Source organism: Pseudomonas sp. TUM22785 (assembly GCF_028198105.1).
Lineage (GTDB): Bacteria > Pseudomonadota > Gammaproteobacteria > Pseudomonadales > Pseudomonadaceae > Metapseudomonas > Metapseudomonas solani.
This window is the reverse complement of sequence record NZ_CP116239.1, coordinates 3386403-3403143: the sequence shown is the minus strand read 5'-3', so window position 1 is coordinate 3403143 and position 16741 is coordinate 3386403. Positions and strand designations below refer to the sequence as shown.

Here is a 16741-nt window from a genome sequence, read left to right as displayed (position 1 = left end):
AGCGCAGCGAAACCCATGCGGCGGATCTCGCAGTCCCTTCCAGGATCGCCAAGGGCTGCGCTCGGGAATGTGCTGTCCGGGGCACCCGGAACCTCTGCCATTTCTGCAGAAACGGCTCGCCTGAAATGAAGAAGCCCGGCTGATGCCGGGCCTCTTCTTCTGGTCACGCTATTCACGAGTGAGTGGGTGATCTGAACGTTTTTGATCGGTTTGCTGCTTTCAATATCGGCGAAGTCTGAGGTCGGTGGAAAATACCGGGCTCATTCAGACCGTTCCTGGAATGTACTGATGTTTCTGAACTCATCCGTTATCAACTCTGCAAAGGCATCCCGTGCTCGATGCAATCCAATATTCTTGTTCCAGATGAAGTAATTCTGTATTGGCGTCAGGTCGTCGAAGGCATAGCCTTTTATATTGCCAATCTTCTTGTACTGCTCGAACACGCCAGAGGGAACCAGAGAAACCCCCGCACCTGCACTGACGCAGCCAAGAATGGTTCCATAGCTCGCGATGCTGGTTATCGGTGTTGATACCTGTGCGGCCTTTAGCCAGCGCTCAAGGGCGTGGCGATAAGGGCAGCCTTCAGGCCACATAAAAATATTCAGATTGTTGACATCATCAGCAGAGGTGATTTCGCCTATGGAGTCTGATGCGATCAGTATCAAGGGCTCTTTGTATATTTCCAGCTGGGCAATGTCAGCGTGGTCGCTCTTTACGGCGATGATTGCGCCATCCAACTTGTGCCCAATAATCTCGGCGACCAATTGTGACCACGTGCCGGTACTGAACTGCATATGCACACTCGGGTAGTGCACATGGTAACGGGACAGTAGAGCAGGTAGGCGGCCAGTCGCGGCTGATTCGATAGCGCCTATCTTGAGCACCCCGGCTGGGGTCGCCTCAGGGTCAAGCGCTCTTTTCGCCTCTTGGCAAGTATCGAGAATCTTGTTCACGTAACCGAGAAGCAACTCACCGGAAGGGCTTATGATCAGCCCCCGACCTTTACGTATAAAAAGACTCACTCCAAGTTCCTGCTCCAACAGCTTTATCCTGTTGGTAATGTTGGAGGGGACGCAATGCAATATCTTGGAGGCTTTGACAATACTTCCCTGCTCTGCAGTCACTTTAAACATTTTGAGTTGCGACAGTTCCATTGCTGCACCGACGATTCATTTAAAGTGAATAGTGGCGTGATTATAAATTACTTGTTTGGCGCGTACAAGTGACCTAGCTTCGTGCCCGCCCTTAACTTGAAGCGACAACACGTCCGCTCACACACTTTATGGAAGAAGGTTAAGCAATGAATTCTATTGTTATGGAAAGCAATATAGTTGTGCCCCACCATCAACTATCCATGCAGCAATTTGGTGAGGCATTTATTGACGATCTTCCCAAGCACTTCGCAGCCTTGAAGATACCTGGCCGAGTGATTTGCGGCGATCAGCGCAAAGCTGCAATTCCGGCACACGTAGATCAGGTGCCCGCTATCCAGTTGGCGATGCATGAAGTGCTAGGCCATGAAACAACTCAAGCGTCGCAGGAGTGGACAGAGAAGAGCTTCAACGCGTTTCTAGAGAAAGCGTTTGTCGACGAAGGTGTGCTGAAATTCTTTAATGGCTGGAATGAAACCCATAAGACCACAAGTTTGGTTTCAGCAAAAATAATCATGCGACTGGCTGCTGACGCAGGCGCGATCCCTGCTCACCAGCAGTCCTTGTACAACAATGTCATGGCACATATGCATGAGGTGGCCAAGGATGACTTCGGTCTCGGCCATGAAGGGCACGATGGCATGTACGGATACATGACGTCCGCGTTCGGCGCTTCGCGCTGGGTCGAAAGTCAATATGTCGTACCCGGGTGCAATGAGTTCTCAGGCTTCCTCTACAGAGTAGGCATCGCAGAAAACAAATCGCCTTTGAATTCCCATGAATACAAGCGCTCCATGCTGGAGGCCATGATGACGTCGGTGGCGTCAGAACTCTGGAATGGTCGCGAATATAACTATATTGCGCAATATATCGAGGAGAAGCTAAACGCCGTCAATCCAGATCTTCGCGCTGACGTGAAGGCGCTTCGGAATGCCAAGGGTTATGTCATGGGGCATTCAGGAGAGGTGGAGAACAGGCATGGATTGCATGCATTGGCCGCCGCTCAGGCCTATTGCCGATTCGCCGACTTGGAGTTTGACATTAATCGTTTGAAAGAAATCATGATTGATTATAACGGCCGTGTTGGAAAGGCATTCCGTAGTTTGCACGAGGCGTTAACTGCTTGATCGTGTTTTAAAACTGCTTGCCGCTGGTGCGATGCGGCTGCGCATCAGCGGTTTCGCTCATCTGATCTCTGCATGGATACGGCTTCGGGAGATGATGTGAACAGTGGAAGGTGAAGAGATGTTTTCATGACCGTTGAATACACCCTCGTCGCATTGGGTTTTTTTGCATTCTGCGGCGGTTTGATCGATGCAGCAGTTGGAGGTGGGGGACTTGTTCAGGTGCCTGCCCTGCTTCATGCACTCCCTCAGCAAAGCCTGGCGACGGTCTTCGGGACCAATAAGCTGGCCGTGCTGCTAGGGAATTGCTTTTCCATATCCCGCTATTTGAGGCGCATACATATTGCTTGGAAATTAATTCTTCCAACCATGATCGCTGCCTTTATTTTCTCTTTTCTAGGTGCTTTCTCTGTTTCATTGATACCTAAAGAGGCAATGGAGTACGTCGTCTTTGTGGTGTTGATAGTGATGGCTGTCTATACCTTTGCCAAGAAGGACTTAGGCAGGATTCATCGATCTGTCGAGCATGGGCCAAAAGAGATTGTGCTGGGCGTTTTCTTTGGCGCGTTATTGGGATTCTATGACGGCGTATTTGGCCCTGGCAGCGGGAGTCTTTTGCTGTTTGTTTTTGTAAAGTACTTCGGCTTCGATTTTCTTAATGCGTCGGCTTCGGCCAAGCTCGTTAATTTGGGCACCTTCAGTGCTGCGCTCTTCTTCTTCGTACCCTCAGGTAATGTGCTCTGGCTTATCGGTGGCATGGTGAGCCTGTGCAATATCGCCGGCGCCCTCACCGGCGTGTTCTTAGCACTTCGTTATGGAAGTGGATTCATTCGGATTTTCTTCCTGGTTTTATTGGTGTTCCTGATAGGGCGCATGGGGTTCTCAATTTTTATTGAGGCCCCGTGACATAGACGACCCCGTTCACGCAGCTCGCTACTGGCGATAGCCGTAACCCCCTCTCCTCACTATGGCGCCGGGAACTTCGCCCAAGCCCTTTCCCGCCCCCCAATCAGGCCTGCCATGTAGGGCAGCAGAGCCTAGCCAAGGCACCCTTGTAGGGGCGAATTCATTGGCTCTGTCTGCGTTAGCTGTTGAGGTTTTAAAGCAAGCGCTCAAGCACGGCACTTTCCGGGCCCCAAAGGGTTTGTGCCACCTCCACCGCATGGGTTTCGCTCCGCTCTACCCATCCTACGAAAGTCCGTGCGCACCACGTGGTGATGCGCTGGACGAAGAAAGTTGGAGCAGCCGCCAACGCCCCTCCAGGAGGCCGAACGCAGTCGTTGCGCAGGGGGACGAGCGGCATGGATGCCGCGAGAGGCGCGCCAGGCCATGGATGGCCCATCGCGCCGGCCCCCAGAGCAACGATGGAGTGAGGGAACCCCGGCGAAGCCGGGGCCGGATGATGGGGCAAGTTTTTTGGTTCCTTTTCAACGATTGGAAAAGGGACTCGCCCGGGGGGGCGAAACCAGAAACATCACCAGAGCTCGGCAATCAGCTGGACTCAAATCCTCTAGCAACACTTAACGCAGACAGAGCCAATTCATTCGCCAAGGACCGCACAGCGGTCCCCTGAACCGCACTTAAATCCTCGCCAACCTCGAGCGTACGGCGCTCCGCTTCAGCCCACCGCTCTTGGCGTGTTTCGAGGCCCAACTGCGGTTGCCCCCACTCCCCCAACAAAAAAAGAGCGACAGTCGCCTACCGCCCTCGGGAAAGGGATACCGCCCCGCAGGGCGGTGAAGAGGTGGGATCAGAGGGTCAGGTTGCGCTGTTCCTCCGGGGTCAACTGGTTGCGTGCCTGGTCGTCCAACTGGCCGGCGCCGAGCACCTGCACGCTGCTGCCGGAGTCGTAGGTCGGGGTGCGGCCGGCGCCTTCGCCGGAGGGCGCCACGCGCTCGTTGCCGAAGCCCAGCACCTGCACGGTGAAGATCGACGGCTGGCGCTGGCGCGAGGCGGCCTGCTGGTCGCGGGCCACGCCTTCGGCGGCGTCGCTGGCGGAGCTGGCCGCCGAGCTGGCCGAGGACAGCGCGCCGGTGTTCACCGCAGCCACCACCGGCACGCCGTTGGACTTGCCCTGCACCTGGATGTTGGCGGCGTTGACCACCTGCAGCGCGGCGATGTTGACGTTGCCGGAGACGCGGATGCCCGCCTCACCCGCATCGATGGTGCCCAGGGGCGCCAGCAGGTCGATGTCGCCCGACGGCACCTCGGCGATGGGGGCCAGGGTGGCGATGCCGGCGCCGGTACTGGGCACGCTCGGCGACAGGGTGACGTTGCCCCAGTTGTCGTAGACCCGGCGCGGCGGTGTGTACACCAGGGTGGTCTTGGAGCCACGCCCGGCGTTGATGTCGCCGGCTGCGGACCAGGCCAGGATGTCGCCGCCGAAGGTGGTCATGATGCGGCTCTGGCCCAGCAGCACGCTGCCGTTGGCGAACAGTTGGATATCCCCCGCGCCCTGGGTGATGACCCCGGCGGTGGACGGCGGCGCCTCGCCCTCGATGCCGAACACCTGCTGCCCGCCCGGGGTGAGCATCTGGATGCCGCCACCGAAGTTGCTGTGCACCCCGGCCCCGCCGTACATCGTGATGTCGCCCTGGTAGAGGATCGGGTTGCCGGCCACGTCGTGGGTGGGGAACAGCGCGGCGATGGCGTTGCGGCCCCGCAGGTAGCTGCCGAAGCGCGGGCTCTCCGCATCGTTGTACTCGCGGCCACCGGCACGCAGCTCGGCGAAGTAGATCTCCCGGGCGAACACCCGCTGCTGCTCCGCCGGCAGCGCGGCGTAGTAGGCGCGTGCTTCCTCGCTCGTGCCGCTGAAGCCGAAGCGCTGGGCCAGCCAGGCCGCCAGTTCCACCTCGTAGGTCTTGGCCACGCCGCCACCCGCCAGGCTGCCGCCGGCCTCGACGCGGTTGGCCGGGTCCAGGTAGCGCTGGGCGAAGGCCAGGTAGTCCGGGCCGGCGCCAACGCCGGCCTGCATGACGATGTCCGCCCCCGGCCGGTTGTCGCCCGGCACGATCGCGCCGAGGCTGGTCACCGCGGCCTTGTCTTCCATCAGGATGTTGCGCCCGGCACTGATCTCCAGCGTGCCGGGGCCGGCGACGTTGAAGGTGCTGTAGAGGATGTCGCGGCCAGCCGAGACGATGGAGATATCGGTGGGGTCGTCGTGGATGAAGAGGTTGCCGGTGCTGGTGGCCAGGCCTGCAAACTGCGGCAGCAAGGTGCCGGTCAGCTGGCCGCTGTTGACGATATCGCGGCCGGCCATGATGCGCGCCGGCCGAGCCGCTTCGTACCAGGTCTCGCCCGCCCTCGGTGCACTGCCGAAGGTGATGAGCTCGCCGGTGCGCAGGCCGATGATGTCGCCGTTGAGGGCATAGAAGCGTGCTGGCTCGTCGGCACCGCGGTAGGCGCTGCGGGTCCCCGTGCCACCGAAGGCGAACAGGCTGCGCCCGAGGCCCCCCGCACCAGACAGGTCTCCTTGATTGGCGCCTCTGGAATCGAGGTAGTAGAACGCCGGGCTGAAGGGAGTGGCCAGGCTGGAAACCGGTGCATTGCTGGGCGTGACGGCATAACCGCCGGCATAGATCGAGTCGCCTGCCAGGAATTCCAGCTGCGCTCGGCTGCCGGGTGCCAGCAACAACGAATAGTGGGTGGTGTTCAGGCTGTTGTCCGTCCACAACGCCGATGGGCCGTAGTAGAGGCTGCCGCCCGGTGCTGTAGCACGCAGGATCGACGGGTAGACGAAGCGGCCATCGGTGGCGGAGAAGTCCAGGCCGCTACGAACACTGTCGTTGGAGCCCGCAGGAAGCTCACCGACCTGCGTCGAGGGAGTGAGGTTGCCGCCTGCGGAGAACAGGTCGATGGCCGTGTGGTCGGTCCACAGGCTGAACCATGAGCGGCCAATGCTCTTGCCGCCATCGAGATCCACCGGCTGCCAATTGCGGGCGTCGGTCCGCCCGGCATCGGCCGCGCCGCCAAGCACCAGGTCACCCCGGGCGTCCAGGCTGATGGTGGCGTCGCCCGGCACCAGTACCAGGCCGCCGGTGGCGCTGGCCATGGTGGCCTTGAAGGGGTCGTAGGCACGGCTTTCGCGGGGGTCCTGCGACATCTGCAGCGGCCCATTGACCTGCTCGATGCCGCCGAAGGAGCCCGCACCGGCACGCACGGCGCCACGCAGGTTGGCCAGGCTGCCATTCAGGTCATGGCGTTGTGCGACCGGGCGGCTCCGGTCGTCCAGCATCGCGCGCGCCGTCAAGGCCGGGTTGAGCCCACCGCCCACCTTCAGATCGAGGTCGCCACCGCCGGTAAGCACCAGTTCACCGTCCACCATGCGCCCGGTCGAGCCCACCGCCAGTACCAGCCCCTGGCTGCGGGTGGCGATGGTGTTGTCCAGGGTGCCCCGGGCCGCCAGCATGCCGGCGTCGCCGCCGACACGTACATCGAGGTTGCCTCCCCCCAGCGTTCCGAACCCGGTGAAACCGGTGAAGGCGACGTTGTCGTTGAAGGGCATGTAGGTGCCGAAGTTGACCCACCAGGCGGTGGGCACCTCGCCATTGACGCCGCCGCCCTGGCGCCACAGCCAGTTGCTGACGCTGGAGCTTTCGGGCTGGTCGGTTCCCCCCGCCTTCAACAGCTTGGCGCCGAGGATATCGCCGGTCAGGTCACCGCCGACGGAAAGCAGCAGGTTGCCGCCATGATCGGGATACCAGGCGCGATAGAGGCTGCTGGCGCCACCATCGACCAGGGCCTCGTAGCTGCCGCCGTTCTTGCCCAACACGGTGGTGTCTATCGCTGTGCGACCGAAAATCTGGTTGAGACTCCGTGGCTGATTGAAGGCAGCCGACTCCGCCAGGCTTAGTGCCGAGCTGCCGGCGGTGTAGATGCCGTAAAGGGACTGCATGCCGAGGTCGCCCGCGCTGACGAGGTCGAGGTCACCGGTTCCGGTGCGCAGAACACTGAAGGCGCTGCTACCCGGCTTGTAGTCGTATGTGTACTGGGCCTCGCCGGATTGTGCGATGCACAACCCTGGCCCCTGGGAACAGAACTCGTCCACTGTCCAGCCGTACTGGTCGGCCAGCTCGCTGGCCGGGCGGCCGGCAAAACTGAGATCGCCCCACCATTGGGTCGACCCCTCTTCCGTGACCACCAGCGCGCTGTTCATGCACAAGCCTGCGCTCTGAGCGCAGAAATCCTCGACGGACATGCCGAGCTGCACGGCCAGTTCCGCTACCGGACGCCCGGTGTAGGTGTCGTCACCCCAGTAGTCCAGGGATGCCTGCTCGGTCAGTACCAACGGGTCGTTGGGCCCGCCCTGCACAGGACCGCCACCCGGCAGCTGAACCCGGCTGACCAGCATCCCGTAGTGGGTATCGGCCACCTTCAGGCTGCCACGCTCGGCGTAGGGATCGACCAGGCGGTTGTCGGCAGCGGCCAGGTCAGCCCCGGCCACAAGGCGCACCGACCAGGACTGCGAGCCCTCCGGCAGCATCTGCGCGGCGGCCCAGTTGCGGCCCTTGCCATCGCCACCGCGCAGGTTGATCTTCTCCACCCCCGCCGCCAGCTTCACATCGGTGCCCGCCGGGATCAGCGCCCCCAGCGGCAACAGCACGGCGCCGAGCTGCGCCACGGTGCTGGGGTTGGACAGGCTGGTCGTACTGGCCGGGCGGCTTGGCAGCGCCACGCCTTTGGGCCATATCAGCCCGGCTAGTGCGGTGTCGCCCAACAGCAGGGAGCCGCTGCCGAGAATCATGCCTGGAGCCAGGGCCAGGTCCGCACTCAGACGCGTGCCGGCCGCGTAAGCCACGGTGCGATCCGGGTTGAGGATGTCGCCCGCCAGTACCGTGCCAGCCGGCAGGGAGATACCGGTCGCCAGTTCACCCGCTACGGGCAGACGGGTGCCGGCGGCCAGGGTGATCGCTTGCAGTGGCAGATCGAAATTGAGCACCACCCCGGAGAGGTAGGTGGTGCCGTCCTGCAGCTCGATGCCCGTACGCGGCACCACCACATCACCGTTGAACGGTTGCTTGCCGGGCGTCAGGACCCAGCCGTCGTTGTCCGGGGTGTCCGGCGGCGGCATGAAGCCGTCGTTGAGGCTGCCATAGACACTCAGGTCGCCGCCGGCGCGGATCACCAGGTTGCCCACTTCACCCGAGCCATACACGGCGCTGGATTTCTGGGTGTTGGGATTGAGGCTTTCGTAGCGATGGCCAGAGAGGTCCAGGTCGCCCTGCACCACCAGGTCGCCGTCAGCGGTCTTGCTGACGATCTCGACGCCGGGGCGCAGGTGGAAGGCGTCGGCATAGGCGGCGTTGTTGAGGCCGGCCAGCTTGCCATTGACCAGCGCGCCATTGGCCAGGGCGTTGCCGATGAAGGCCAGGCTGTCGGTGTGTTTCTGGTTCAGGTAGTTCTGGTCGATCTCCTGGTAGCGGTGCCCGTTGACGGGGTCGGTGACCTCGCGGGCGTCGTCGTAGCGCTGCACGCCGTTCACCGCGATCAGCCTGGCGCCCTGGATGTCCAGGCTGCCGCTGGCGTCGATGGCGATATCACCGGCGGTGGCGCCGCCCAGGCGCGGGGCGTTCAGTTCCAGGGTACCGCGAGCCTTGCCGTCATGCCCGCTGGTGGCGGCGGTGCCGTGGCGCAGGTCGATGCGCGCGCCATCGGCCAGGGTCAGCAGGCCGTCGCCGGAGCCCAGTTCCACTGTGGCGCGGTTGGGTGAGTCGATGATCTTGCCGTAGCTGTCCACCCGCAGGCGGGTGCCGTGGGCGTCCAGCAACGCATGGCCGCCGATGGTCAGGCCCTGCTTGCCGGCCAGGCGGATGGAACCCACCCGCTCGCTGCTGGCGTCCACGGTGCCGTTGACGGTGAGCGTGCCACCGTCCACCGAGACGTCGATCGCCCCGGCCTTGAGGCCGTCGCCGATCACCAGGTCGCCCTGCTTGAGCTGGAAGCTGCGGGCCCCGAACACCTGGCCCTGGTTGAGCCGCTGGTTGAGGGCGGCGAAGTCGTCGTTGAGGCTGCCATCTCCCAGGTGCTGGGCACGGATGTCGATGCTGCCGGCCTTGAACGGCACCAGGGTGCCGCCAGCGTCGTAATAGCCGCTGCTACCACCGAGGATGCTGCCGCGCAGGTCGACGACCCCTGCATCGGCGGCCAGGGCAGTGGCCTTGAGGCTGCCGCCCTGGTTGTTTTTGGCCGACAGGTCGATCACCGAGCCGGACGCCTGGCGGATGTCGCCGTTGCGGCTTTCCAGGATCAGGTCGCCGCCCCAGCTGTACTTGTTCACGTCGTTGAAGGTGACCTTGCGCCCGGCCAGGTCGATGCGCGCGGCATCGGTGAGGCTCAGTTGCGCCTCGGCCTTGAGGCTCAGCTTGCCGCTGGGCAGCACCACGGCGCTCTCCAGTAGCAGGTTGCGACCGCTGAGGGACAGCTCGGCACCCAGCGCATCGCCACCGATGCCCGGCAGTGCACTGCCACTCGGCGCACTGACGCGGATATCGCCGCCGGCGGTGATGCGGTTGACCGAGCCGGCGCCGCCGGTCATCACCGGGGTGCTGATGTTCAGGTTGCCGCCGCTGTACTGGAAGCCCTTGCCGGTGACGTAGCCATCCTGGCGCTGGTACACCGACAGGCCGCCCTTGTGATTGGCGGTGATGCGTTCGCTGGCGTTGAGGTTGACGTTGGCAAAGCCCACGGCCAGGCGATCGCGAATCGTCGCGGCGGTGGGTTGCGCATCAGGCTGGTAGCCGAACTCGATGCGCTCGGCGTCGATCACCAGGTTGCCCGTACCGGTGCCGGCACCGCCGGCGATGATGGAGCCGGCCTCGTTATGGGCGCCGTTCCAGATCAGGTTGGAGGTGTGGATGCGCGCAGTGTCCCCCGCCTCGCCCTTGCCGTAGAGGGCCGGGGTGGTCAGTACCAGCTCCTTGAGCCGCGATTTGCCGTCGGCCGCGTAGGTATCCAGGCTGGCGTTGCCGAAGAAGTTGAGCGAGTCGCGAGCGCCCAGCACCAGGGTTTCCAGGGCCGGCGCGCCGGTGCTGGTATCACCGCGCAGCAGGCGGTCCAGTACCTGCTGGTTGAGGGTCAGGCCGCTGGGCAGCCGATTGCGGGCGGCGAGGTCGGCCAGCGCCTCGGCACTGCCGACGTTGATGCCGCCAACTGCCAGGGTCAGGTTGCGGGTGCCATAGTTCACCGCCTCGCCCAGTTCGAAGGCGTTGTCGGTGGCCGTGGCGATGGTGCCCTCGGAGTAGAGCCCGGTGGTGCCGCTGCACACGCCATCGCACACACCGATGCGGATGCTGCCCGGGGCCTTCTGCGGCTCCTGCGGGTTGGCAGCGTCCGGGGCCAGCATGTTCAGGTAACCGTTGGAGACCGCCAGCACGCTGTTACGCCCCGGCTTGTAGATGTAACCATCGCGGGAGTCGCGGGGTGCATCGCCCTGGCCCAGGGTGTTGATGCTGGCACCCTGCTCCACCGTGATGCCACCGGTGGGCCCGGCGGTGACCAGGAAGACTTCCGGGGCCTTGAGGGTCGCGCCGCTGCGCAGCACCAGGTTGGCGGTGCGGGCCACACTACCGCCCGTGCTACTGGCACCGTCGTCGAACTGGATGAAGTTGCCGCCCTGGCCGTAGAAGGAGCGCGCATAGGCGCCGATGTTGAGGCTGCCGGCACCGATGGCGTTGAGGGATTCATCGGTCAGCGTCACACCATTGAAGCCGGCGGTGGCGCCCTGCCCGGCCCTGACGATCTCCAGGTTGCCCGTGGAGGTCTGGGTGATGCTGGAGGTGCTGCCGCGCCCGCCCTCCCCGCGCGCCTTGAGCAGTTCGCCGGCGAAGCTGAAGCTGGGCTGGCCCGTGGTGTTGTTCGCAAAACTCAGGTTGAAGGCCTTGGCGTCCCTGGGCATCAACGCGGCGGGAATGCCCAGGCGCGCCGCGTCGGCCTGGAGGAACTGGCTGAAGCGGGTCTCGTTGTACTGGGAGTAGCGGCGCAGCACGTCGGCAGAGGTGAGGATCACCTGGCTGGCCAGGCTGTCCCGCGCGCCGCTGGCCAGGCCGAGGGTGCCGGCGGTGGACCAGGAGCCATTGCGCATGGCCTGGGTGGCGATGACGCCGCCCTGCCCGGCCAGGCCGTTGACCTCCACGCGGAAGGCCCCCGGCAACAGCGCGTAGGTGGATGGCAGCAGCGTGTAGGTGCCCGCCGGCAGGCCCGGCACGCCGGCACCGAGGGTGATCTGCTGGCCCACCCTGGGGTCGACCGCGCCGCCCTCGCCGCCCTGGGGCGCATAGCCCGCCTGCGCGCCCGGGACGATGGCGTAGACCGGGTTGCTGCCAAGGGCCGGCAGCAGGAAGCCATCGGCACCGTACTGCATCAGCGGATTGAAGCGCGCATCGGTGGAGCCACCGCGCCCGGAGACGAAGCCCGCGCCCACCAGCTCGCCGCCGCCGGATACATCCACCACCGCGCCCTGGGCGACATCGATCACCTGCCCAACGAGGTCGACCTTGCCCGGCATCAGGCTCTGCCCTTCCTTGAGCAGACTGGTGGACAGGGAGACACCGTCGTAGAGCCAGGTCTTGCCGTCCACCGTGCCGCCGTAAGGGATCACCAGCCCGGCGCCGCTGACCGAGGTCAGGCTGCCGGGCAGCAGGTTGACGATGCTGGCAGGGCGGGTGGCGTCGCCCTGGTAGCCGAGTATCAGATCGCCCAGCGGCGCACGCAGGATGCCGCCCTGGTTGATGACGTCCGCCTGCAGGCTGATCGAGCCGAAGGCCGAGTAGGGAACGGACGGCAGGCCTTGACCGCTGCGGGCGATGTCGATCCTCGATGCACTCACCTGCCCTTTGACACCGGTACCCGGATAGACCTGGGCGGCGCTCATGGCCAGGTTGCCGGGCACTTGCAGGCGCATGGCGCGGGCGTCCTCCGTGCTCAGCAGCCGCAGGTCCCCCTGGCTGCTCAGGTGCATATCGGAGAAGGCACGGCGGTCTACCACCTGTGCGCCCCCCTGCAGCATCAGGATGCTGCCCCGGGCGCCGAGCCTGACGGCATCGCGCACATCCAGCAGGCCTCTGGCCGATAGATTCAACTGCCCCGTGGCAGGGCGCTGCGAACTGCCGACGCGGATGGCGGTGTCCGTACTTGCGCTGTCAGCAGGCGCCCCCAATGCCCCGGCCAGGCGCAGGTAACCACCGCGCAGATCGACCACGGAACCTGCGGCAGCTGTCTCGGCCAGGCCGTAGGTACCGGCATAGAGGTTGAGCGCGTTGGCCATATCCAGGTTCAGAGTGCCGTCGAAGCTGAGCAAACCGGTGCTCAGCAGGGAGAGGTTATCGAAGCCGCCGCCCACCACCTGATCCACGCCCAGCCGGCCATGTCCGTATTGCAGCCAGGTGGCGCCCTGGCCCGGCTCAACGCCGGTCGGCAGCGATTCGCCCTGGTGTTGCGCCAGGACCAGCTCCCGCGCCTGACGTACCGCATCGGTCGCCCTGGGGTCGTTTATCCGATAGGACGGGGCACCGAGTGCAACGGAGAGGCTGCCCCCCGATGCCCCTGCGCCACCGGCCTCGGCCTTGAACTGGCCATCCAGATAGAGCCCGCCGGTGGACGCGAAGGCAATGCTGCCGCCATGGCTGGCCACGGGGGTGGCGCCCTGCCCCGGGATGTCCAGCACGGCCTGGGCACCGGATGCGTCCAGGCGCGCGCCCTGGCGTACCACCACGAAGGCGTCGGTGGCGGTAAGGCCGCCCTTGGCGTGATCGATTTCCCCGCCGACGACGATGCTGCCGCCGTTGCGCACCGTGCCATAGCGGTTGCCACGACTGTCCACGGCCGTGACGGCGCGTGCGGCGGCATCCAGCACGGCGTTGTCGCCGATCCAGATGGACTGGTAGGTCTCCAGCGGTTTTTGCAGCTCGGTATCCGGGGCCGAAACGATGATCGAGTTGACCGAGATCCTTCCGCCCCAGGCGTTCAGGGTCCCGTCCACCGTCACCTGGCCGATGCCGGCCAGGCCGATGGATTGGCCCGGGTCGACGTTGAGTATCGCCCCCTTGCCCACCAGCAGAGGGGTGGTGGCGATATCACCCGCCGCCGTGATGCCGCTGCCGGCGCGCAGCGACAGGCTGGCGCCCTGGCGCTGGGTCAGCACGCCCTTGGCGGCATCGTCCAGATAGACCGGGGGCGTCCAGGTCTCCAGGGCGTCACGGGGCGCGCCACCGGTGGCCAGGTTGGTCGCCCCATCGCCCTGCCGGTACACCGGCATGCTCACATCCACCCGGGTGCCCTCGGCCACTTCCAGGCCACGGTTGCCCGCCACCTCGTATGCGGAGAAGCCCTTGTCGAAGAAGTCGCCACGCAGCAGCAGGGTGCCGGCATCGGCCGAGGTGGCGCTGTCGCTGATCAGCACCTTGCCGGCCTGCAACGCCAGGGTGCCACCGCCCTTGACGCCCTGGCCGCGCAGCTCGCCGCCCAGGCCCAGTACACCTGCGCCACTGGCGGTGTTGGCGTTGGCCGCCAGGGTCAGGTTGCCGCCCTTGCCGCCTTGCAGCTTGCCGCTGGCCAGCAAGGCGGCGCCGGAGGAGACGTCCACCAGGCTGCCGCTACCCAGCAGGGTGCTGCCGCTGCTGCGCAGGGAGACGCTGCCGCCATCGAGGTACGCCAGCGCACGGCTGTCGTTCGGGTCCAGCAGCAGGTTGCTCCACAAGCCGCTGGCATCGAGCCTGGCGCCAGCGCCGAGGGTGACGGACGCCGCTCCGCCCAGCGTGGTATCGGCCTTGCCGTTGGCGGTGATCTGGTTGAGCACGTTGCCCAGCCGGATGCTGCCACCACGGGCGGTGATGTCGGCGTTCACCTCCACCTTCGGACCGAACAGGGTGACGTTGCCCGCCGGGGCCACCTGCAGGTCGCCATCGACGCGGATGCCCTCGCTGGCGGCCACCTTGATCGCCCCCAGGTTGAAGCCGTTGAGCTGGGCACTGTCGAGGTATAGGGTGCCCTGGCGGCCGGCCGGCAAGGCCGAGCCCAGGTCCAGCCCATCGGCGATGCGGGTGCCGCCCTCGCCGAGGATCACGTTCTTCAAGGTGTTGGCATCGGCGCCCAGGGCGTATTCCAGGGTGCCGCTGCTCTTCACGTACCAGGGGGTGTAGCTGCCCACCACCAGCTGGGCGCCACGGGCCACGGCCTTTTGCGACTGGCTGTAGCCATCCAGGCCGGCCTGGGCGCCCTGGGACTGGCGCTCACCCTGGTAGGTGTCGCTGGCCAGGGTGCCTTCCAGCACGGCGTTGCGGGTGCCGATCACCAGGGTCCCGGCGTCACGGCCCACGGTGTAGCCGCCTTCCTTGCGTTCGTTCGAAGCGATCAGCGGGTTGTAGTAGTAATCGGTCTGGCCCCAGCGCTGGCTATGGTCTTCGTAGCCCTTATAGATGCCGGTGTAGAGGATGTCCCCCGGTGCGCTGGAGAGCTCGTAGAGGCGCCCGTCGGCGCCCTTGAGCCAGGTCTGCTTGAGGGTGCCGGCCTGCACATCCAGGGTGCCGCCGGAGAGGTTGATCTGCGAGCCAGCCTGGGTCACCACCTCGTTGCCGGTGAAGCTGACGGTGCCGCCCTGGGCCATCCATTCCGCCACGCTGTGGCCCTGTGTGCCCAGGTAGCCGCTGACCTCCAGCAGGCCGCCGGCGGTGTACCAGCGGTCGGTGGCGTAGCCGTTGGTGCCGGCGGGCACGAACACCAGGTCGCGCACATCGACCCAGACATCGTTGTTGTTCAGGCCGCCGCCATCGCGGTTGACCGAGGAGTCGCGCTGTTCGTTGCCCTGCAGGTTGACCTTGACGCTGTTGGACGCCATCGCGACCTTGACCCCGGTGGCGCCGGAGACGTCGATCACCGCGCCATCGCGCACCAGGCTGCGCTGGCCGGCGTTGACCGCCACCTGGCCACCGGTGGCCAGGGTGATGGACCCCTTCTGGAAGTCCACGGTGCCGCTGCTGTCGATCTGCACCAGGGACAGGTCGCGGCGGTAGGCGTCGCCGGGAATCACCTTGCCGTCCTGGGTCACCGCCGGTGCGATCAGCGCATCGCGCTGGCTGCCCAGGGCCGTGGCGCTGGCGTCCAGCAGGATGGCGGTGGTGCTGCCCTCGCCCAGGGTCACGCTGCCGTTGGCGCCGGTTGCGGTGAGGTGCACCGTGCCACGGGCATCGGCCGTGGTGCTGGCCAGGGCCGCGCCGTTCTGGCGCACCTGGTTGCCGGCCAGGGTCACATCGCCGCTGGCGGCGAGGATCACCCCGCTGTTGGTCACGGTGCCCGTGCCGCCGACGGTCACCTCGTTGCCACGGGTGGTGGAGGTCGGGCTGCCGTCGGTGCCATAGCCCTTGCGGATGGTGAAGCTGTCGCCCGCCGCCAGCAGCGCCTGGCCCTTGGGCGTGGCGATGGTGCCGGCGTTGTCCACCTCCTTGCCCAGCAGCAGCACGTAACCGCCGCCGGCCGTGGAGGTGGCCGGCGCGGCGGTGTTGAGCTGCGCGCCCTGCTCCACGCGGATGGTGCCCTGGGCGTTGGTGAAGGCCGGGTTGCTGCCGCTGTAGAGGCCGCCGGTCCTGAACTGCTCGTCGCTGAAGTCGGTGGCCGCGGCCACCAGGTTGCGCACGTTGATCTGACTGCTGCCGCTGAACACCACGCCGTTGCCGTTGAGGATCATCACCGTGCCGTCGCCCTTGATCTGGCCCTGGATCTGGCTCGGCGCCGTGCTGTTGTTGACCTTGTTCATCAGGGCCCAGCTGGCGTCCTGCTGGAAGGCCACGGTGGTGTCGCGGCCGACGTTGAAGGTCTCCCAGTTGAGGATGGCCTTGTCGGCGGTCTGCTTGATGGAGACCAGCACCTTGCCGTTGGCGTCGGTCTGCACCGGCCCCTCTGCGTTGACGAACAGCGGCTTGCCGTCCGGGCCGATCACCACGTTGAGGCCGTTGCCGCCCAGGCCGTTATGCAGGGTCTGCGGCCCGCTGGAGGCGGCAGCGCGCCCCGCCGCCTGCGCGGCCTGAGCCGCGGCGATGGCGGCCACCGTGTTGTTCATATTGGCGAAGCTGCGCCCCAGGCGTTCCTGCACCCGCTGTTGCTGGGCCAGGGGCGGCGGCGAGCCCGGCACCGGCGTGGTCGGCCGAACGGCGCCCGATGCCTGCGCAGCCCCCTTGGACGCGAACCAGGCGGAGCTGAATGCCTGCTCCGCCTGGGCGCCACCGGCCAGCAGCATCAGGGCGATGGCCTGGGCCAGGGGCTTGAGCGGCAGGAAGGTGTCGTGGCGGGTGGCGGTGCGGGAAGCGGGCTTGCTCGACTGGGAACGCATCACTACGGATCCTTGTGTTCTCGCGAAAGACGGGCGCATCGCCCTCCCCTGAGGTGCGCGCCATGGCTATACCCCAAGGCGGTAGCAGCCGCGCTCGACCGAACTTTTGTCATGCAAAGTTCATCTGCCCGGCAGGCGGCTGAAACAGG

The 16741-nt window shown here is 65.2% G+C and carries 4 protein-coding genes; 2 read left to right on the top strand and 2 right to left on the bottom strand.

The genetic code is table 11. The annotated features are described in order from the left end of the window. Positions 1-260: 260 nt before the first annotated feature. Entirely contained in the window at positions 261-1154 is an 894-nt protein-coding gene (locus PI990_RS15470; RefSeq protein ID WP_271661196.1) for a LysR family transcriptional regulator, read from the bottom strand. Positions 1155-1300: 146 nt separating this feature from the next. On the opposite strand from PI990_RS15470, the gene PI990_RS15465 reads away from it, so the two are divergent. Beyond that, on the top strand, positions 1301-2278 hold the full coding sequence (locus tag PI990_RS15465) for a hypothetical protein (protein ID WP_271661195.1): 978 nt from the start codon (positions 1301-1303) through the stop codon (positions 2276-2278). Positions 2279-2404: 126 nt separating this feature from the next. Further along, entirely contained in the window at positions 2405-3181 is a 777-nt protein-coding gene (locus tag PI990_RS15460) for a sulfite exporter TauE/SafE family protein (RefSeq protein ID WP_271661194.1), read from the top strand. An 844-nt stretch (positions 3182-4025) separates the two neighbouring features. On the opposite strand, the gene PI990_RS15455 is transcribed toward PI990_RS15460, so the two are convergent. Further along, a complete protein-coding gene (locus PI990_RS15455; protein ID WP_271661193.1) occupies positions 4026-16592 on the bottom strand; it encodes a filamentous haemagglutinin family protein in 12567 nt (4188 codons plus the stop codon). Between the last annotated feature and the right edge of the window lie 149 nt (positions 16593-16741).